This is a genomic window from Butyrivibrio sp. VCB2001 (assembly GCF_000423965.1).
Taxonomy (GTDB): Bacteria; Bacillota; Clostridia; order Lachnospirales; family Lachnospiraceae; genus Butyrivibrio.
On the sequence record NZ_AUIZ01000005.1, the window covers coordinates 127,880 to 148,863 of the forward strand.

The following is a 20,984-nucleotide window of genomic DNA, read 5'->3' on the forward strand; positions in this document are numbered from 1 at the left end:
TCAGTCCATGAGCAGTGATATGTGTATTAATCCTCGCGGTAACCGGATACGAATTCAATGTAACGGCCTGTTCCGATAGCAACGGCTGTCATTGGATCCTCAGCGGTCATTGTGTTGATACCTGTCTTTGAATAGATAAGGTCCTCAAGTCCGCGAAGAAGTGCTCCACCACCGGTAAGGACAATTCCTCTGTCAGCGATATCTGCTGCCAGCTCCGGAGGTGTATTCTCAAGGACGCTGTGGATAGCCTCAATGATCTGGCTTGTAGGCTCTCTGAGCGCCTCTTCTGTCTCTTCTGATGATACTCTTACTGTCTTGGGAAGACCTGTTACAAGGTTTCTTCCTCTTACGTCCATTGTGTCGTTCTCAGCTCTTGGATAAGCTGAACCAATCTTGATCTTGATATCCTCGGCTGTTCTGTCACCGATAAGAAGATTGTGTTTCTTACGCATGTAACGAACAATTGCCTCGTCGAAGTCATCGCCTGCAACCTTAACGGATGTGCTGACAACGGTTCCTCCAAGGGAGATAACGGCGATATCTGATGTACCACCGCCTATATCAACGATCATGTTTCCACATGGCTTTGTAATGTCAATTCCGGCTCCGATAGCTGCTGCGATAGGCTCCTCGATGGTCTCAACATCTCTTGCTCCGCAGAGTCTTGTAGCATCTTCTACAGCCTTCTTCTCAACCTCTGTTGCTCCGGAAGGAACGCAAACAGCGATAAAGGGCTTTCTGTGGATCCTTCTGCCGATAGCCTTCTTGATGAAGTATCTCATCATCTGCTCGGTTATCTTGTAGTTGGAAATAACGCCCTGACGAAGAGGTCTTACAGCCACGATGTTACCCGGTGTACGACCAAGCATAAGTCTTGCATCCTCACCGATAGCCTTGATCTCTTCTGTATCTCTGTCATAAGCCACAACTGATGGCTCTTTTAAAACAACGCCCTTACCCTTGATATATACAAGTACAGAGGCTGTACCTAAATCGATTCCGATATCTGCATACTGCATAATTCTCAAATACCCCTTTCAACGCATTTATGAAAGCGCATAAACGCGGATAATAACAATAAGTCTATGATTTCATTCCACATTATAACGCAAAGGATGACAATTTAAAAGAGGGCATTCATCCTTTATATATATCGGATGCCCCCTTTCATAACTTAACCTTCATTCAAAAGATTGTATTTAAGCTCTGCCAGTTTCCAGTCAACTTCGTTGTCGATGTCCTGAACCTCAAGTTCCGAGAGTTCCATTGGAAGGATATCTCCCACCATTATCCCGCGGTTCTTGAAAAAGCTCTCACTCCTTACCACATAAAACTGCCCTGCATCGTGGAAGTGCGGCTCAAGATCCTGGCTCCTCTTTGAGAGGTTCTCAGGCTGCCTGAACACCAGCTTTCCGTCGTGGACCTCCATGGCCCTCTGGGGCGGATAAGAGAACCTTACCACCGGGATAAGTGAGTCGGCGTCAGATTTTGCCAGCTCCTCAACAGCGTCTTTTAACCTCTTTGCTGTTATAAATGGCGCCGTAGGGTAGATGCAGCAGAAAATGTCGAATTCCTCGCCCCTTTCCTTGTAGGTATTCAGCACCTCTTCGATGACATCAACCGTTGTGGCAAAGTCGTTCGCAGTCTTCTCGCTCCTAAAGAACGGCACCTTGGCTCCGTACTTTTTGGCGATCTCCGCAATCTCCTCATCATCTGTGGAGACCATCACTTCATCGAACACTCCTGATGCGAGCGCCGCCTCTATTGAGTACGCGATGATGGGCTTTCCGTTGAACTCCTTGATATTCTTACGGGGAATCCTCTTGCTTCCTCCCCTCGCTGTGATCATAGCCAGTGTTTTCATAGATAAATCCTCACTTATTTTTTGTTAAAAGAGCTTTTGCAATCCTTACAGCTCCTCGGCCGTCGGTAACGCCGGAAAGGGCATTCTTCATGGCCGATAGTTTTTCTTTATCTGTCAAAAGAGCTTTCACCTGATTGCAGATATTCTGCAAGGTCTCTTCTCTGTCTCCCCCTTTGGTAACGTCGCCTGCAAAAGACATTCCGCCTGTTCCCTGCCAGAATGATACGTTGAACTTCTGATTGTCAGCCACCTGATAATAGATGACAGGGAGGCAAACAGCTGCACACTCCGTCAGCATGGTTCCAGCTGCTGCGATGGCAAGGTTGCAGCTTCTCATAAGATCTGCCATCTGCTCCACGTTCTTTAATACTTCCACGTTCCTGTATCTGTCGGCGTAGTCTTCAAGTACGTCAATGCCGGAAACCATGTTACCTGCAACGACCTTGAAGCTTGCCTTTGAAATAAGGTCCTGCTCCTCCATGGACTTTATCACGCCGGAAAGCATTCGGTAATTGTCCGTTCCTCCGGAAGTGACGAGGATGTTGAAGGCATCGCTTTTTGTATTGATGCGATCTGTCTCGGAATAAAACTGCTCTCTTAAAGGTGCGTAAGACAGGCCAAGAAGCAGCTCTGTTGGCGCTTTCCTGTATCCGCTCTGTCCCTTGTAGAGCTCTTTATAGTTCATGCTCTCATAGTATCCGCTGTAGTTAATAAGGATATCTACCGGGTAAGGCTCTTTTCCCAGATCGTCCATATAGGCGATGGGGCAGATATTCTTAAGCTGTTCAAAGTACCTGCAGGTGACCTGATAGGAATCCACGAGAAGGGCTTTGATCTTGCGCTCTTTGAGTTCGTGTTCAAGAGCCGGGATCTCTTTTTCCATGTCCTGCCAGTTGCTGCCAAGGACAACCGTCTCGATTCCGGGAGCGTTCTTTGCATAGAGTTCCACCAGTTCCCACGACTCTTCGTCCGCCACAAAAAAGGTCACAGACTCTCCCTGCTTTACTATTTCCTTTGCGATAGTAATGCAGCGCATGACGTGACCTGTTGCGATTATTCTGTTGGCATCTGCTCTAATACCGATCATCAGTCAATAAGCTCCCAGCTAAGGGGTGTGCCTTTCTCTATGTCCTGAGTTGCCTTTCTGCCGAGGACTTCCTCGTAGTGCCTGGTGTGCATTCCGATTCCCGGACGGATGGATCTCACGTTTTCTTCAGTTATGGTTTCACCCTTCTTGATGTCTTTTACCACGAAAAGAGATCTTGAAAGGCCGCGTTCCTTGATCTGTTTGTCAGTGAGCTTGTACTCGTAGCTTCCGAGGGCTTCTTCCATTATGCGCACTTCCTTGACCATCTGGGCAAACTCGGCAGGTTCCATGGAGAAGGCATCGTCAACGCCTCCGGCTGAGCGGTTCAGGGTCAGGTGCTTCTCTATCATCTTGGCGCCCAGGGCGATGCTTCCAACGGGGATTGTTCCGCCGGGCGTGTGGTCTGAGAGACCGACAACGCAGTCATACTTGTCCTTAAGGCCCTGCATCATGCGAAGGTTAACAAGATTGTAGGGTGTTGGATAAGCGCTTACGCATTTAAGAAGGATCACCTGATCGTTGCCCTCTTCCTTGCAGGTGTTTAGGGCGAGCTCAATGTCTTCTTCGTAGGCAATTCCTGTCGCGAAGATAATGGGCTTGCCGAGCTTTGCGATCTTCCTGATAAGGGGAATGTCGTTAATCTCAAAGCTTGCGATCTTGTAGGCAGGGACATTCAGGTTCTCAAGATAATCTACGGATGTGGGGTCAAAGGGCGATGAGAACGCCTCCATTCCGAGCTTTTTGGCCTCAGCAAAAAGACCTTCGTGCCACTCCCAGGGAGTGTAGGCCTCCTCGTAGAGGTTATGAAGGGTCCTTCCGGCCCAGAGTCCGTCGCCGGGTGTCATGAACCAGGGCTTGTCGCAGTCGATGGTTATGGTATCCGCTGTGTATGTCTGGAGCTTGATGGCATCCGCGCCTGCTTCCTTGGCTGCGTGGATGATCTCAATGGCTCTGTTGTAGTCTCCGTTGTGATTGCCGGAAAGCTCAGCCACTATCATGGCTGGGTGGTTTTCGCCAACCGTTTTGTTTCCGATCCTGATCTCTTTATTGAACATAGTTGTCTGTCACCTCAAATTTCTTTTGTGAAGCAGTAGGAATCTTCTTCCTCTGACTGGGTATAGCCGTTTGCAATAAAGCACTTGCAGGAAGCTTTGTTGCCCTTAAGGACGCTGCCTTTGAGCCTTGTTATCCGCTCTCCTGCCTCTGTTTCTGCAAGGGTCTTTTCGAGAAGGGCAAGGATCTTTTTACCATAGCCCTTTCCGCGGGCTTCGGGAGCTATCATGTAGCTGATCTCGCCGGTGGTTCCCTCTATGTCTATCCTGATGTTACCGGCCTTTTTGTTGCCGTTCATGAGGATATACATAAGAGTGTTCTCCCGGCCAAGGCGCTTTCCGAACCATAGCATGTGGCTTTCAAGGTCGATCTCGTCCTTGTTAAAAGAGTTTGCGCGGGTATCAGGGTCATTTCTCCAGTTAAAGACATCCTGCGCATCTTCAATTGTCGCATTACGTAAAAACAATGCCATTTTATTTTTCCTTTTGGGCAGCAGTGCTGCCCCGAGTTACTTGTCGAGATTTTCTGTCTTTCTGTGAATGGAGGGATCCTCGTATTTATCAAGGAAATCCAGGCCAAGATAGACAATCTCTTTTGCAAAATAAACATTCTCCATCTGAGTGATGACGGAGATCACCTTATCAACCTTAAAGCCCTCGATGTCGCCAAGAACTTCCATGGGGAACTTGTCTCTGATGACAACGGTGTCAGGGAACTCTTTTTCATAGTCAAGGACATCCCTGGGATGGGGCTTGATGATAACGCGGTTGCCCTCCTTGTACTCATCAATGATGTCGCCAAAGAGCTTCTTGCGGACATCCATCTCGCAAAGAGGCTCGGTAAGGATCATTACCTGAGGGCGAGTATCGCTGCCATCTCCAATGAGCTGTGATACTACACTGTCCTTGTTCTCAAGGAAGATATCCACCAGGACTTTGTGGTCCTCAGGGGTAAGCTTTTTATCAAGCTCTTCTCGGGGCTCCTCCACTACGTTTGGCGGAAGTGAGTGATTGGCGCTGATGTCGTTGACTTCATAGTCAATGCAGTATCTGCTGTATCCGCTCTCGATAAATATAAGACCCAGAGCTGCCATGGCGCGCTTAAGTGGCCATGCTCCTCTGTTGGCGTTGCGGGCTTGATCATCAAGCCTTCCGGAATTCAGTCCATCCTCAATGGCATGATAGCGGATCTTCTTGTAATTTAAGTAGTAGCCGATGGGGTCCGAATCGCAGAACACGTACACGTCGCTGTAGGCCGAGAGGTCTGTCGGAATGTGTGGTTCCTGGAGCTTGCCAAGAAGCTTGGTGTAAGTGATCCTCTGAAGGAGATTGGCAACAATGTTGCCCTTGTCTCTGTGGTAGCTCATGACTTCTTCGCTGGTCACATCTTCCTTCTCATCAAACATGAAGACCTTATCAAAGACTCTTGCTCTCTCGAGGCGCTCTTTTAGCTTACCAAAGTCATTGGACATGGTGCTGAGCATGATGTCCGCCTTGGCGCTTGAGTCATGTCTTTTCACCAGCTCTTTTACCACTGCGATGTAGGCGTGGTAGTAGGTGTGGCATATGTAAATTCTTGTGTTATCTCTTTTACTCATATCAACAATTATATTCTAATTGCGCAAAATAAAAAAGATGAGTCACTGGGGACGTTTCACTTTGTCTCATTTTGAGTCACCGGGGACAGTTCTCTTTAAGTCATGGGGACTAAGTCATGGGGGGACGGTTCTATTGACTCATTGGTGAACTTATGTCACGTATTGGCTTAGTACGCCATCCTTGACACCCATAAGTCAGAATGCTGACTTTTCATCACCGACGGCGATAGACTCATGAGCAGCTGATTAGCATCACCATCGGCTTTCTCAGCTTAGCATTCTGATTTATGTGCATCAAGGACAAGCCCTGCCTAAGGCAGGGTGGCTGGTTTATTACCTCTGGCTCCTGATCTATGAGCAGCTGGGGAGTCAGCGGGGACGGTTCTCTTTGACTCATTTTGAGTCGCCAAGGCGGCTTACTTCAACATATCGTCCCATTTTCTATACCCATTGAGCACTTTTTCGGCTATATGTAGAAAGATTTTGCCTCCTAAATTTTTGAACTGCAAATTTTCTATGCCCATAACCAAGTTTTTGTCATATATATAGAAACAGTTCAGTCAAATTCTATGCCCACGAGGTACTTTTTTTCATATATGTAGAAAAAATGATCATCTCCATTTTTTGACTCTAATATTTTCTAAACCCAAAGGGCACTTTTTCTGATATATGTAGAAAATTTGGTGAATGAAACTTCTTCGACATCACAACTACCATGCCACAGATCTTTTGTGATGAATCTCTGTTCCCGGCAATCGCCTAAACATTCGGCTGACCAAATCCTACTTTACCGGTCCGCCTTAGTGACCGACCGCTCATATAAATACCGGAGTCAAGGGACAGTACGCTGGGCGCCGCCCTTTGGCGCCCGGGCATCCCTTGGGTCCGGTATTTATTTGAGCTACAATCCCATGGCGGCGGGCTTGTATTCCCTAACGCCCGTCACCACTCGCACCTCGAGTCACTAGAACCGCCCCTTGACTCTGGAACCGTTCCCTTACCTCCTCGTGTAGCAAGTCAACAGAACCGTCCCCTTGACTTGTCGAATTACAGTAACAAAGCTAAAAAGGTGCTTGCTCTATGCCATGAGCAAACACCTTTTATTCAAGCATAATATATAGGAATCAGAAACATGTGAGTCAATTTGAAACGTCCCCAGTGACTCAAAATGAGTCAATCTGAAACGTCCCCGGTGACTCATTAATCCTGTACGACTGAGTATTCTACGGGCTTGCCGGAGAAGTACTCGTCGAAGATTCTGGTAAGATTAGAGTCGTCCTTAACTTCCTGAGACTCTGCTCCGTCTTTTGCGTAGTAGTAGGTTGCGTTACCGTTGGTGTCGAAGACTTCGGAAGCTTCCTCAGCGACAACGAGCTTATTGTCCTTGACTGTGTACTTGAAAACTTCGTGATGTCCGCCAACGTAAATGTAGCCGTCATTGAGTGTAACAGGATAAGCTGTTCCGATTGAAGCTACCTGGCCAATCATTACGATAGAATCATTATCATATACAAACAGTGATGAATCGATGGCATTCCTGGTGTCGTTCTCTCCGTTGTAGCATGCGCTTGAAACGAAGAATACATCTGTATCTCCGACAGGTTCATTTGCATATCCCATGCCGGGCTTGAAGTCATCGATCATCTTGGTGAAGGTTGCGTACTTACTAAGATCAACCTTTGAATAATCGATAGGAATAAGGTCTGAGACGGGCTTAAGGTCGAGATTTAAATATCTCTCCTCAGTCATCTTAAGTCTGTCTGTGTAATCTTCCTCGGTCATGCTCTCCCAGGTTGCACCGTCATCGTAGCTTACAAACCAGGGATTCTTCTCATCTTCGTAGCCGTCATACTTAAGTGTGAACTGCTGCATAAGATTTGTTGTGCCGGGTTCGATCTCATATAAAGCTACTTCGTTTTCATTTGCACCGCTGGAAGAAACATTTGCAAATCCGCCGTACTCAAGAGCATAGCATTTGTTTCTTGAAGTTCCGCTGATAACGTGTGCCGGCTCTCTGTTTACCATGGTGTAGATGTCGTATACCATGGTAGGCTCGCTGCTATCTCCGATAACACCGATGAGGAGCTCATCAACACCGTCGCTTGAGATATCCTTGTAAGCATAGCCGATCTTATTAAGAGCCTTCTCACCCTCATTCTGAATGAGTGCGCCATACTCTGGACTAAGACCATTTTCCTCAAATTTGGCTGCATCCCAGCCCTCTTTGCAGGCCTGAACAAATGAATCAAGTGTTGTGAAGTACAGGTCCTCACCCTTGATGCCTGCGCCGTACATGTAGTAGCATCCTTCTTTTGCTTCAATGGATTCAATGATGCTGTCAGTTGCCAGATAAAGCTTGTTGTAATCCTCGGCTGATTCCATATCGGGATATGTTACGTAATCCCACTGTACATCTGATGGATAGCCCTTTAATACATCTACGTACTGTCCGTCTGAAGTCATGATCTCGCCAACCTTGGTGTACATTCCGCCTGCAATATAGTTCTTGTCTACATCCGCAACTACGGAAAATGCATATCCTCCAAAGCCTGCTTCGTTGCTTGCCTTGTCAAAAAAGCTGATCTCATTACCGTTAATGTATGCAAGGAATTTGCCTTTGAACTCCTCGGGCATTGTTATCGAATAAAGATCTGTTGAAAGAACCATGTCCTCAACATAAGTAATGTCTTCGCCAGACTCAGAAAACTCTTCAGTTTCAGGAGCCTGTTCTGCAACTTCAGTAGCTGCCTCAGTCTCCTGTGCCTGCTCTGTAGGTGCTTCTGCTACCTGCTGTGTTCCGCAAGCTGTAAGTCCAAACATAACACCAACCATTAAAAGTGCAATTCTTCTCTTCATAATAAATCTGTCTCCTCTTCTCTCTTAGGTGCCCCTTGTGGGCATTGTCATCAACTAAAATGATACTACTCCAGGAAGTATCACAGATTTATCACACAGCACATTTAATAGTCTTTTTAGGATTTTTCAAACCTTGCATCTATTGTTACATCTTTGGTACAACGCAGATAAGTAGGGCCTGCCGCCTTATGATATCTCCCCCTTACAGAAGGACGTTCATCAATTTCTCTTTCCCTGTTTTCATCAGGATCAGGTAAAAGAAATTCCGACTCCGTGACAGTTACTCTCTCAATCGGGGAGTACTCTTCCCCGAGCATCATCACAGGCCCTTCACAGCTCAAATATATCTGCTCCATTGAAATATCATGCACCCTTCCGGGAATCCTGTCTGTGTTCTCCCTCATGGTAGCGGTAATTGCGATGGGTTCACCATTTCCCCACCAGCTGAATACTCCGGTCTTTCTAACCCTTGAATCAGCAAAGTTCCTGGTGTTTCCCTGAATATGATGGATGCGGATATTGTAGATATCTCCGCCATCCCTTGACCAGATACCTATTCCCCTGATGCAGTCCCTTACTATGCAGTTTGATATGAGCACATCATGAATATCGCCATGAGTCTCGGTTCCTATCTTGATTGCCGAGCAGTTAGATGAAAGAATACAATCGCTTACAACAATATTGCAGCAGTCGCCGTATTTTTTGTACATAGGAGTTGTGGACTTGATGACCACACTGTCATCTCCGCTTGTTATCCTGCAGCCTCTGATGATCACATCCCTGCAGCAATCCGGATCAATGCCATCTGTATTAGGCCCTCTTTTATTATTCTCAATAACAATGTTCTCAATCCTGACATTTCTGCAACCCGCCATGTGAAGGGTCCAGAAGGCAGAATCCTTAAAGGTCACATTCTTTACTACAAGTCCTTCCACATCTTCAAGGTAGCTCATTCTAGGTCTGAATCCCGTAACAGCAAGTGGACTTCCCTCCTCAGCATGATCGGGATCATCATCAAAAAAGACCTTTCTGCCCTGACCGTCGATTACCCCGGTCCCCGTTATGGCAATATTCTTTTCATGGAGGGCAAAGAGAAAGCACCCTCCTTCCCATCCATCAACCTCATTATCACTTCCGCTTTCCCTGAAGTAGTCAGTGGTATCTGCTTCATCAAGGCTCGCCAAAAGAACCGCTCCATGCTCAAGATGAAGCTCAACATTTGATTTCAGGCACAGTGTCCCTGAGAGAAATCGCCCCGAGGGGATGACTACCCTTCCGCCGGATTTGCTGCAGTCATCAATCGCTCTCTGGATAGCCTGTGTGCACTTAGTAGCGCCGTCAGACACCGCGCCATAATCCAAAATGTTACAGATCATTGTACCTAAAAAGTTCCTTTCCGCTCAGATCAGTCTCCAGCCTGGTTCCTCTTTCAAAACAGCTGATCTGTTTTCCATCGATAAATGCATAAGCTTTGTCTTTAACATGTTCAAGCTTGTACACGTGGCCACCTATATGCTGTTCATAGTAGCCCGTATCTTCTTTTATGCTGCTCCAGATAAGCTTGTCCCTCATAAGGACAACGCCATACATTCTGCTGATATATTCAAGGACCGCAAGCATAGCAGGCCCATATGCATCCTGTCTGCCGTCAACTCCGTAAAGTGAAGGCTTCATTGTGTCCGGGTCGTACTGCTGCACAAAAATGCAGTCCTCTCCGATAGCTTCAAAGAGCTTCTTACCAAGCTTCGGAATCAGGTTATAGTATTCATAGTTTTCCAGCGCAGGAATTGCTCTTTGATAAGTGAGCGCCTGAGCCTGTCCGCTCCAGTTATTAACCTCATCATTTCTGTAAAGCGGGTCTGATACAGCTACAGATGGAAGAGGGAATTTTGTCCAGAATTCCTTTTCGTTAAGCAGATGCTCCTTTACAAACCTCTTTGCATCTTCCTCTGACATGCTCCTCCAGTACATCATTCGGAGGTTGTTGTGAGTCAGTACATCCATCTGTCTGTGCTTATTATCTCTGTCATAAAAGGCGCCTTTTTCTTCATTCCACAGTATTTCCCTTATCCTGCTTTTTAAATCATCAGCGTCTTTTTTGTGCCTCTCATAAAGCTCTTTATCCCCTTTTATGAGCGCTATTTCTGCCATAGTCTCTTTAGCCGAATAGGAAAAGCTCATAAAATCCATAGAAGCTATTGGAACAGTATCGTATCCCTCGGGCGGCTCATCACTCTCCCAATAGTCGGGAGCATCTCCATACCTGAGCGCATTGTCTTCGCCGGTATCAAATCTGCACCAGCTCTCAAGACAGCCATCATTGTCGGAGTCCCTAACCTTCCAAAGATATTCATCATACTTTCTGAGCACTTCATAAAGCTGCTCAAGGTACTGCGGATCCTTACCCGTCATGTAATAAACATCGAGGGCAGGAGAAGGAAAACAGAAACCCTGAAACTTATCATACTGAGGGATCAGCTTACCATCCGCATACTCTATGCTGCCGGGCAGTCTTCCGTCCTGCCTCTGATGATCCATAAATATTTTCTGGTTATTGTAGGCCACTTCGAGATTTCTTTTCCCATACATGGCTCCGCCCATGGGCTGCGTCTCAATCCAGACCTTGTTGTAGCCTCCGCCTTCTATGAGGACCTTTCTGCCTGCAAAGTCTTTAATATTTAAAAGACATTTCTCCTCTGCGGAGTCAAAGAGCTTTTGCACTAAACCGTTAGATATCTTAAAAACTACCTTTGTCTCATCCATAGGCTCATCCCTTCAATCCGCTGGTTCCTATGCCTTCAACCAAATACTTGTTAAAGAACAGGAATATCAAGAACACCGGAACAAGAGACAGTGTAGACATCGCAAACATTGCTCCGTAGTCAGTTACAGATGCAGAATCAGCAAAGAGCTTGATCGCTATGGATGCTGTGTAGGACTGAGGCCTTGATAGGTAAAGGAGTGGCCCCATATAGTCATCCCACTTCCAGTAGAACTGGATGATGACCGTTGTAACGATTGCAGGCTTTAACAGTGGCAGAATGATCCTGGAATATATTCCGTACTTGCTGCAGCCGTCGATCTTGGCAGCTTCATCCAGCTCCCTCGGTATTCCCTGCATGAACTGCATCATCTGGTAGATAAAGAATGCCTGTCCGCAGAAATAAGGAAGGATCAGGGGAACATAACCCGGCACGAGCCCAAGTCTGTAGTAGATCAGGTACTGAGGAATCATTATTACCTGCCCCGGAAGCATCATTGTTGCCAGCATAAAGGTAAACCAAAGCTTTCTGCCTTTGAATTTTATTCTGGAAAAAGAGTACGCTACCAATGATGAAGACAGTACAGTGCCAAAGGTAGCTATGGTTGTAACAAGCAGCGAGTTTTTGAAGAATGTAAAAAAGGTTGTTCCTCCAAAGCCCTTCCAGCCTGTATGATAGTTTGTGCTCTTAAAGGTTTCCGGAATAAGGCTTAGAGTTCCCCTTAGTATTTCAGAGTTATCCTTGAAGGATCCGCTGATCATCCACAAAACCGGATATATCATGATAAATCCAAAGAGCATGACCAGCAGATGATACAATGTTTTTCTTATTAATCTCTTTTCTCTCATGTTCTGCTGCCCCCTTAGCTCTCTGACTCGCTAAATACCCAGAACTTCGACGTTCTGAAAATCACAAGTGTTATAAGGCTCATAACGATCAGCATCACCCAGCTCATGGCGCAGGCGTAGCCCATTTTGTTATATTTGAATGCCTGATTATATACGTTGAGAGCATACAGCATTGTTGCGTTATTGGGGCCTCCTCCCGTTATTACAAAGGCCTGTGTGAAGGTCATGAATGATGAAATGGTCTGCATTACAAGGTTATAAAGAATGATGGGTGAAAGGCACGGAAGCGTGATCCTGAAAAAGCTCTGAAAGCCATTGGCGCCATCGATCTGAGCAGCCTCATAATAGGTTGACGGTATCTCTTTTAACCCTGCAGCAAAGATGATCATGGATGAACCAAACTGCCACACTGCCATAAGGATAAGAGGATATATGGCCAGGGCTTCGCTTCCAAACCAGTTGATCTTCTCAAATCCCATGTTCACCAGGACGGAGTTAAAAAGACCTTTCCTTGCAAAGAGCTGCTTCCAAACCAGAGCTACTGCAACTGATCCGCCTACAAGGGATGGCACATAGTACAAAGACCTGTAGAAGGTTACCATCCTGCTCTTTCTTGTCAGAACAAAGGCAACCAGCAGTGCGAATGAAAGCTTCAGCGGAACTGCCAGAAATACATATTGAAGTGTCTTATTTATTGACTTTAAAAAGACCTCGTCCTTAAACAGCATCAGGAAATTCCTAAATCCCACAAATACAGCCACTTTGCTCCCCAGCGAATAGTCTGTGAATGCGTAGTATAAAGACATACAGATCGGAATAAAAGAAAAACAGACGAACCCGAAGATAAACGGTGCAGCAAATACATGTCCCACAACGTTGTCATTATTCATAAACATACCAAGGCGCGTTGTCCAGGCCTTCTTACTATCTCCCATGAAAAAACTCCCCTTTCATTTCCTTAGGAAAAAGAAATCCTGCCCGCTTTAGGCGAGCAGGATCTTAAGATCAAAATTTAATTAAAGATTGCTTGCGCATCGGCATAGGTTTTCTCGGCTGCCTCTGATGCTGTGATCTCGCCACTTACAACCTGCTGGATATAGTTCAAGTAATTATCCTGTACCTGATCCTGTCCATCAGGAGATAAAACGTTGTACTCCTTAGGTGTTGGATTCTTGCTGACGCTGTCAACATAGTCATACATGATCTGCTGTCCCTTTGTTGCTGATGCAGCAAGAGCAGCTCTTACATCTTCATTGGCAGGAATGCCTCTTTCTGCCTGAAGGATGTTGTTGCAGTCAACGTCATTCTCAAACCAGCTTATGAATGCTGCAGCGGCCTCTTTGTGCTCTGAATCCTGAGAGACGCAAAGCATCTGGGAGGACTGGATCAAAGCGCCTGAGTTGCCGCTGGCAGCAACTTTTGGGAGTGGGGCAAGTGCTAATTCTCTTCCCTGTTCTGCGCAGACATTATATATGGTCGGGAACTGGTTTACAGCTACCCAGGTCATTGCAGCCTCGCCCGTTACCAGGAAGTCATTTTCAATATTGGTAACCTCTGCTGAGGCACCGGCATCGGGATATGATCCCTTCTTTATCATGTCAGCTCTCATCTGAATGAAAGGAGTAAGCATCTGAGGATCATCAAAGCCCATTCCCGTAAGATCCAGATTAAAGAAGCTGTACTGACCAAGTGAACCCTGCTGTCCAATGTATGTTGAACAACCGGCAATAAAGTCAGAAGTAAGGAATGTAGATGAACCGAATATTCCAAGCTTCTCTGTAATGGTATCTGCTGCCTTCTGATAGTCTTCCCAGGTCCAGTTTTCTGTGGGAAGCTCAGCTCCTGCCTCTTCAAACATTGCAGGATCATAAGCAATTCCGTAAGTATTGATACCGTTTGTAAGACCAAGCTGTGTTCCATCAGTCTCTCTTGTGGTCTTAAGGTTTGCCTCTGAGATCTTGGAAACATCCACAACACCCGAATCAATAAACTCATCAAGAGGATATATCTTATCCAGATACATCGGGAAATTGCCTCCAAGCTGGAATACATCCCACACTTCATCAGAAGCAACCAGAGTTTTCAGTTTTGTAAAATAATCATCGAATGAATAATACTCATATTCAAAAGTTACATTGGGATGCAGACTCTCGTATAACTCGATTGCTGCTATTGTCTTGTCGTGCCTGTCCTGTGATCCCCACCAGGCCATTCTCAATGTAATAGGCTCATCACTTGCAGTAGCTTCTGCAGCCTCGGTAGTTTCAGCTTCCGCAGTTGCTTCTGTTGTAGCAGGAGCTTGTGTCTGCTGTGTTGCTTCTGTATCTGATGACTGTGTGCTATCTGCCTGGCTGCCACAGCCTGCAAGTACCCATGTAATCATTGTTGCAGCCAATAATACACTTACTAACTTTTTCTTCATATTTCCCTCCAGTGTCCCTGTTGCATAAAATCAAACATATTTGCAACAATTCCTTCTCACTCATGTTATAAGGTTCACATCAAGACGTCTTTCGTTGTTAAAATCTTATAACTGCAATGCCGGATATTCAATATTTTTGGGCACTTCTGACAACAAAGTGAAAACAAAACCAATTTTCAAACTATATTTACTGCCCCTTCAAAATGGACTTGCGATATTGAAGAGGAGAAACCGTCATCTGCTTTTTAAAAACACGTTCAAAATAAGTGAGACTGTCGTATCCAAGGCGGTTTGCAATCTCTCCCATGCTCATGCTCTCATCCATAAGATACTGCTTACTGGCAACTATCCTGTACAGGTTGATATACTCAGAGATCGTAAAGTTGGTCACCTCCTTGAATATCCTGCACAGATAAGGCTTACTCATATAAAACTGATCCGCCAGCATAGTTACCGAGCCTATTTTGTCGTAATTTTCAGCGATGTAATCCGCCACCTGATGAACTCTTTTTTGTTTCTCAATGTGAGGCTGGACACCGACTTCAGTAAACTTTCCGAGCTTTCTCTTTTCCCAGCTGTTCTGCTCAAATATGAGCTTTAATATTTCCAGTTTGATCTTCCCGGCTGTGAGCTTATCCTTCTTGCCTGTGACAAGTTCCTCAATGGTCCTTAGAGCGCTCTGCACGGACTCATCATCTCCCACCTGATAAACACCGTGGTGGTCGGAAAAGAATTTTTTCACATCAATTCCTAGAAGGCTGCAAAGAGGTGCAATAGCCCCTTCCTTAAGCTCTATCAGCATCCTGTCATGACTGTTTCCGCCAATGATATTGGTCTTTGCAATCTTGTCTTTGTCAATGATGGTGATGGTTCCCGGCATCATTCGATAACAGACGCCTTCGTAAAAGAAATATCTCTCCCCGTCATATATATACTGGATCTGATATTCATTGTGATAAAAACCAAGTGGCGTGGTAAAGTTCTGATTTCTTGACACTCTTCCCACTGCAACGCCATCAAATTCACCCTTGTAGATTTCCTTAAACATCATATCTCTCTTTCGTCAAAACCTATGAACACAGGATGCTCTAAAGGAGTCTCGTTCGGCTGATGAAGAACCAGATACTGCTCTCCTTCAAAGGTCTCAAACACCATTCCGTGTCCGCCGTCCTTATCAAATAAAGGTTTTTCGTCAACGGACCATGTTCCGTCAATGTCTCCGTTGTCTGACCTTGCGATTCCTTCAGCATATCCGCCTTCTGCCATGGTTGACCAGAGCATAATGAGTTCTCCGTCCTTTTTTCTGTGCATAAACGGACCATCTGTAACGTATACCGGGCCGTTCCATAACCTATGTGCTATGCTCTTTACCCAAGGCTTTGCCATTGAAGCAGTAAAAAGAGTTCTCGGCTCCGATATGGGACGCTTTAGATCATCAGATAGTTCAACCGCACATATCTGTCCGTCTCCCACATCCATCCATTCATGTGAAAACACCATGTAGGGCTTTCCTTTTGGTGAAAGATAAAATGTTCCGTCAAGACAGTTCCATTCATCAGGTGTTATCTTTCCTTCACTGTGGATTCTAAACGGTCCAAGGGGGCTATCGGAAGACAGGATCATCGTGCCCTTCTTATCAAGAGCCTCGCTGTTGAAAGTCGCAAACATGTAAAACGCTCCCTTATAGATGTGTACTTCCGGAGCCCAGTAGTTCTTATCTGCCCAGAAGTCAGCAGGACGATGGAACACTTCAAATGGTCCATCCCATGTTTTAAGGTCCTTGCTGGTATAGCAGTCAAAGCCATCAGCCAGTCCCCAGCATGTCTTAGCCCTGGTTCCGTACATGTAATATGTGCCGTCATATGGCAGAACAAATGGATCTCTTATATTTATCTCTTCAAGTGTCATAGCTATTTCCCCCTTTTCCATCAAACTATTATACAAAAAATCGGGCAGAGGTGACTCTCTGCCCGATAGCAAATTATTAGCATTTATTATGTTAATTTTGTGCTTACAGTTCATAAACATAAATGGTATATGGACTGCTCTCATCAGTGTAGCTACCAATCAGTTTAAGGCCGATCTCTGCAGCATTGCTGATCTCAAACCTTGCAAAGATATATTTACAGTCAAGGCTCCTTAGCTCATCCATGTTTGCAATAAGGCGCTTGTCCTCAGGGTCCATAACACGAAGTGGAGCGTAGGTGTTTTCATCATCAGCTGAGATAAGATTGACTCTTGCTCCCCATCCGACGAAGTATGAAGCCAGAGAAGGCGAGCCTTCAAAAGCAGGCTCAATGACTCTGGTCCATTTGTCCTTGTACTCCTGGGCATACATTCCAAGATATCCGTCAACGGAAGCAATGCCATTATAGTTGAGGATCGCGGGATGGAAGCCGTAAGTGGCGGACCACTCGCCATTATAATCAATCTCGTCCTTGATCTTCTCAAAGAGCTTAGCTGAATAGAACTCGTTGTAATTAACCGTGCTGGTTTCTTTGTGCTTTATAACCTTGTAAGCCTGGTTGTAGCAGGTGTAGTAGAAATCGTTGTAAACCTGCGGAACAAACATTACAACAACCACTGCCAGAGTGACGATAACGTTTGCCAGCAGCTTAAGGTTCTTTTTCCCATAATCGTACATGCGGATGCAGACAAGTAGAAGCTCTGCGTACCACAGGAAGGTGTTAAAGTAAGCTGTTCTTGCAAACTCAAATCCTGTAAGGGGCGGAAGCAGCATCTCAAAGAGATGTCTGAAAGGTGCAAACTGATATAGGCCAAAGATCAGCACATTGAAGATGATCCAGAGCATCACCAGATTTATGGGATCTGTCAGTATCTCTTTTGCCTTACCTGCTCTTACGTGGCCGATGTTGATAAGAACCAGTGCAATCAGCACCACGCCAAGCACGATGTAGGTATGTGAATCCTCCGAGTGGAAGGATGCATTTACAAATTCACTGAAGGCTGTTGCCATGGCCTGTCCAAATGACAGATTGCCGTGATCCATGGTGGTCCTGATGGTCACCGTATCCGTTCCGAGCATCTGCCCGAAAAGCCTGTACTCGAGAAGGATGTATCCCAATGAGAGAACAACAATTGAAGCAAAGGTACTCTTTGGGAATTTCTTGTCCCTGATCCACAGGATGATAACCGCACAGACCATGTAACTCAGGATAAAGAATCCATGGTATGAAAAGTAGGAAATCAGCGGATAGAAGAACACCGCCACATACCACGGAAGTCTCTCTTTAAAGCTCTGCGAAAAGTATAGCTTTCTCAGGAAAAGAACTATAAAAGGCACCGAGGTAAATGCAATGCCGTAGGTCGGGAAAACCGGTATCATTCCGAAGGCTGCTGCGATGACGATAACAAGGGGCTTGTAGTTTTCGTAGCGCTCCTTATAAATATCTTTTGCCAAGAGAATGAAAGACAACATTCCAATGGCTATCTTGGCAGCGTAACCGGCAAGGTACGCCCAGTAGGTGGGCAGCACAATATAAAAGAAATTGTAGAGATTAAACTCAGAACCGAAAAGGTCCCTTGGCACTCCGTGAAGAATCGGAGCGTCAACTCCGTGGGCAAACCACAGATGCGCCTTCTTTAGCATCTCGTAGTGGCCCATGAACAAGTCTAAATTGTCGTGGATCTGAAAATAGCTCTCCCCACGAAATACAAGGAACACTGCCGCTTGTATAAGAAGCAGTGTTCCTGTTAAGTACATATACCAATACTTTTTTATCTTATGATTCATAGTCCTCACCAACTGTGAACTTAGGAGTCCATTTTCCGTTTACTTTCTCAAAGAGGTCTCTGTTGACGTACTTATCAACAACCTCCCAGAACTCTGCCTCGGTGATAGACAGATACTTGCATGCCTTGGCGATGTACTGCTGACCGCAGAGTCCGTCGTACTCGTTGACGTACCACTTGCCGTCTTCTCTGGTAAATCTGCCCTCTCTGATGTCATAGCAGATCTCATCAGTAGCATATCCGAAACCAAACTTAAGGTACTTGATCATCTGATTGGGGATCTGAAGGTCACAGTCGAGAGCTGTGTATCTTCTGTAACGGCCAAGATCATGAAGATCTCCTGATCTGCCGGTAAGTCCTCTTGCAACAGCAAAGTCAGCATTTCCAACCTGTGACCACTCTCTGGTGTAGTACTGAAGGAAGATAGCCTTGATGCCCTTCGCCTGCATCTCCTCAACGGTAGGTATCTTGTAGAGGAAAAGATCCTTTTCAGTAATGTTGTTTGAAAGATCAACGAAGCTGTCTACGCTTGCTCCACGGATTGTCTCAAGCTGCATTACTGAGAAAGCATTACCTGTTGCTTCCTGGTTCTTGGCAGCACCGAGTGTAAGAGCTGCGTTCTCGCCCTGGATGATAAGAGGGATGTTGAACTTAACAGCCATGATGTATGAAGAAGCCCAGAGGCAGTACTCTGAAGCAGCGATGATATTTCCACGCTCAAAGAATGATTTTCTTGCGAGCTTCTTGGCAACGATAGGATTTGGACGGATTGAGATGATGTCAAAACCAAGGTTGTTTAAGTTGTTGATGTTCTTGCGACCGATCTCAGTGATCTCGTCAGGCATGCAGTTGATAAGAAGAGGATTAAGTCCAAGCTTCTCCTTGGCATATACTGCCTGGAAGGTTGAATCCTTACCACCGGAAACACCGATGATACAGTCATAGATATTTCCTCTCTTCTTGGCCTCTGCCTTGGCTTCCTCAGCAAAGCCCTTAAGCTCTGCCTCTCTTGCAGCCCAGTCTATTGTTGCCTTGGATTCCTCGTATCTGCAGGCAAAACAGATCTGCTCATCATCGAATATGATGCCCGGTCTTGTATCCGGCTGAAGGCATCTCTTGCAATATCTCATCTTCATGTCTAAATCCTCCGAAAATCTTATGAATAAATTATCCCGTTAAGTATACAATTATTGTTTTCTTCTGTCTATTCCCGCAGCCTTGTAGTATTCAGCCTTATCCCTGTACATCATTCTGTCTGCCACCTTCTCAAGGTCTTCTACAGAAAGTTCAGGATGATCTTTATGGGCTGCATAGCCTACAGCTATTGTAAGTACATTCTGATATTTGCCATGCCAGGATGCAGCCTCATTCTTCATATCAGTCAAAAGAGCTTTTGAGTCATCGGTATGTACAATAGCAATAAACTCATCACCGCCGGTACGATAAACCTTGCCTCTTGAGGCAACTGCCTTTAGCAGACATTCAGAACAAGCCTTAATGAGCTCATCGCCGGCTGCATGGCCCTTGGTATCATTGGCAGCTTTCAGTCCGTTTACATCAATTGAGAAAACAGAGAAATCGTCCTCAATCTCTTTTTCATGATATACAAGGATATCTTCCTCATAGCATCGTCTGTTATAGAGTCTTGTGAGCTCATCCGTCATGGCTATACGGATAAGGTGCTCTTCTCGTCTCTTCTCAGCTTCTATGCTCTGGATAGTAAAGACAACGATCATCGGTCTTCCGTCATCGCCTCTTTCAGCCACGATGTACTGAGCTCTGAACCATCCGCTGTACTTGTTGATGAACTCACCGGATATGATCTTTTTATTTCCAAGTCTGTCCTGGACAGTTGTTATATTCGTAAAATTAATGAACGCCTGTGCCTGATCCTCAACGATATCCCCTATGATCTGACGGGTCATATAAGTGTGGTCATACACAGCAAAATCAAGGCTCTTCTCATGGAGCTTGTCATCGGCGTTATCGCCTCTTAAAGGACGCTCAGTCATCTTGTAGAAGTCGATGAGATTAACCTTGTCATAAATCTCCGCCATGGAATCCAGAATATCCAGCTGTTCTGTCATCTGAGATTCATGCTGCACGAGATCTTCCTGCTGTATCATTGTGTCCCTGAAATAGGTTGTTGCCAGTCTTCCGAGGGCAAGTCCTGCGACTGTCATGATAATGGTCTCTATGGTGTATCCGCCAATTGCATTAAGAAAATATGCCAGCGCTGTGCCATAGTCTGACCTCATGCTTGAAAAATAAGGCGCTACCATCCATGTAGAAAGCAGCATCAGACAGTAGTTGGATATTACAGCGAAAATGTATATCCTGGTATCACAAAACAGTAAGCTAAGGAGTGGCACTAAAAACCAGGTCAGATAAACCGCAACACGTCCATAGGTCATATGCGCCAGGAGCATGTTGAAAGCCAATAGTGCAGTAATACTGGTCACTACAGAATCCGGCCACTTCTTAAGCATCAGATAATGTCCAAAAGCAAGTATAGCCACTATCACTGATATCTGAATGCATATATCATAATCCACATTCTTGAATACTTCTGCAGCGACTCCAAGCGCTATTGCCGGTCCGGTAAAAATACAGAACCACAAAACAACATTGAGGGATCTGTTTACCGTTATTCGATTTTCCCTTAAGAATTCATCAAAGGATTTTGTTTTCTGGGGGGCATTATCCATATTAGTCCTCCTGTCATGACCTTATGCATGATCT

Annotated in this window: 17 protein-coding genes; all 17 read right to left on the minus strand. The window is 45.6% G+C overall.

Annotated features, from left to right (window positions below; translation table 11 throughout):
• Positions 1–26: 26 nt before the first annotated feature.
• The 17 genes from G589_RS0107655 to G589_RS21060 all read right to left on the minus strand — a co-directional run bounded on the left by G589_RS0107655 (position 27) and on the right by G589_RS21060 (position 20,950).
• Positions 27–1,019, minus strand: a complete 993-nt coding sequence (locus G589_RS0107655) for a rod shape-determining protein (RefSeq protein ID WP_022768074.1) — start codon at positions 1,017–1,019, stop codon at positions 27–29.
• A gap of 155 nt (positions 1,020–1,174) precedes the next feature.
• Positions 1,175–1,864: a pseudaminic acid cytidylyltransferase gene (gene pseF / locus G589_RS0107660; RefSeq protein ID WP_026520085.1), complete on the minus strand. Its 690-nt coding sequence runs from the start codon at positions 1,862–1,864 to the stop codon at positions 1,175–1,177.
• 10 nt (positions 1,865–1,874) lie between these two features.
• Entirely contained in the window at positions 1,875–2,951 is a 1,077-nt protein-coding gene (gene pseG / locus G589_RS0107665) for a UDP-2,4-diacetamido-2,4,6-trideoxy-beta-L-altropyranose hydrolase (RefSeq protein ID WP_026521696.1), read from the minus strand.
• A complete protein-coding gene (pseI, locus tag G589_RS0107670) occupies positions 2,951–4,006 on the minus strand; it encodes a pseudaminic acid synthase (protein ID WP_026521697.1) in 1,056 nt (351 codons plus the stop codon). The genes pseG and pseI overlap by 1 nt, the downstream gene beginning before the upstream one ends.
• 14 nt (positions 4,007–4,020) lie before the next feature.
• The gene (locus G589_RS19250; protein WP_051192247.1) at positions 4,021–4,476 is read right to left on the minus strand and encodes a GNAT family N-acetyltransferase; all 456 of its coding nucleotides are present in this window, start codon (positions 4,474–4,476) and stop codon (positions 4,021–4,023) included.
• A 36-nt stretch (positions 4,477–4,512) separates the two neighbouring features.
• A complete protein-coding gene (locus tag G589_RS0107680; RefSeq protein WP_035775614.1) occupies positions 4,513–5,601 on the minus strand; it encodes a glycosyltransferase family 52 in 1,089 nt (362 codons plus the stop codon).
• A gap of 1,200 nt (positions 5,602–6,801) precedes the next feature.
• Positions 6,802–8,457 carry a hypothetical protein gene (locus G589_RS0107685; protein WP_026521699.1) on the minus strand — a complete coding sequence of 552 codons (1,656 nt, stop codon included), beginning with the start codon at positions 8,455–8,457 and terminating at the stop codon, positions 6,802–6,804.
• A gap of 116 nt (positions 8,458–8,573) precedes the next feature.
• Entirely contained in the window at positions 8,574–9,833 is a 1,260-nt protein-coding gene (locus tag G589_RS19255) for a glycoside hydrolase family 28 protein (RefSeq protein ID WP_051192248.1), read from the minus strand.
• The gene (locus G589_RS0107695; protein WP_026521700.1) at positions 9,823–11,220 is read right to left on the minus strand and encodes an MGH1-like glycoside hydrolase domain-containing protein; all 1,398 of its coding nucleotides are present in this window, start codon (positions 11,218–11,220) and stop codon (positions 9,823–9,825) included. Before G589_RS0107695 ends, G589_RS19255 begins: the two co-directional genes overlap by 11 nt.
• A 4-nt stretch (positions 11,221–11,224) precedes the next feature.
• Positions 11,225–12,067 carry a carbohydrate ABC transporter permease gene (locus G589_RS0107700; RefSeq protein ID WP_035775616.1) on the minus strand — a complete coding sequence of 281 codons (843 nt, stop codon included), beginning with the start codon at positions 12,065–12,067 and terminating at the stop codon, positions 11,225–11,227.
• Positions 12,068–12,081: 14 nt separating this feature from the next.
• On the minus strand, positions 12,082–13,002 hold the full coding sequence (locus tag G589_RS0107705) for a carbohydrate ABC transporter permease (protein WP_026521702.1): 921 nt from the start codon (positions 13,000–13,002) through the stop codon (positions 12,082–12,084).
• A 77-nt stretch (positions 13,003–13,079) separates the two neighbouring features.
• A complete protein-coding gene (locus tag G589_RS0107710) occupies positions 13,080–14,489 on the minus strand; it encodes an ABC transporter substrate-binding protein (RefSeq protein ID WP_026521703.1) in 1,410 nt (469 codons plus the stop codon).
• Between the two features lie 187 nt (positions 14,490–14,676).
• Complete coding sequence (locus tag G589_RS0107715; protein WP_026521704.1) at positions 14,677–15,540, minus strand: helix-turn-helix domain-containing protein; 864 nt, start codon at positions 15,538–15,540, stop codon at positions 14,677–14,679.
• A complete protein-coding gene (locus tag G589_RS0107720; protein WP_026521705.1) occupies positions 15,537–16,397 on the minus strand; it encodes a glycoside hydrolase family 43 protein in 861 nt (286 codons plus the stop codon). Before G589_RS0107720 ends, G589_RS0107715 begins: the two co-directional genes overlap by 4 nt.
• Before the next feature lie 103 nt (positions 16,398–16,500).
• Positions 16,501–18,243, minus strand: a complete 1,743-nt coding sequence (locus tag G589_RS0107725; RefSeq protein ID WP_026521706.1) for a DUF6044 family protein — start codon at positions 18,241–18,243, stop codon at positions 16,501–16,503.
• Positions 18,233–19,378 (minus strand): N-acetyl sugar amidotransferase, encoded by a 1,146-nt coding sequence (locus tag G589_RS0107730; RefSeq protein WP_026521707.1) that lies wholly within the window; start codon positions 19,376–19,378, stop codon positions 18,233–18,235. Before G589_RS0107730 ends, G589_RS0107725 begins: the two co-directional genes overlap by 11 nt.
• A 51-nt stretch (positions 19,379–19,429) precedes the next feature.
• On the minus strand, positions 19,430–20,950 hold the full coding sequence (locus tag G589_RS21060; protein WP_026521708.1) for a sensor domain-containing diguanylate cyclase: 1,521 nt from the start codon (positions 20,948–20,950) through the stop codon (positions 19,430–19,432).
• Positions 20,951–20,984 lie beyond the last annotated feature (34 nt).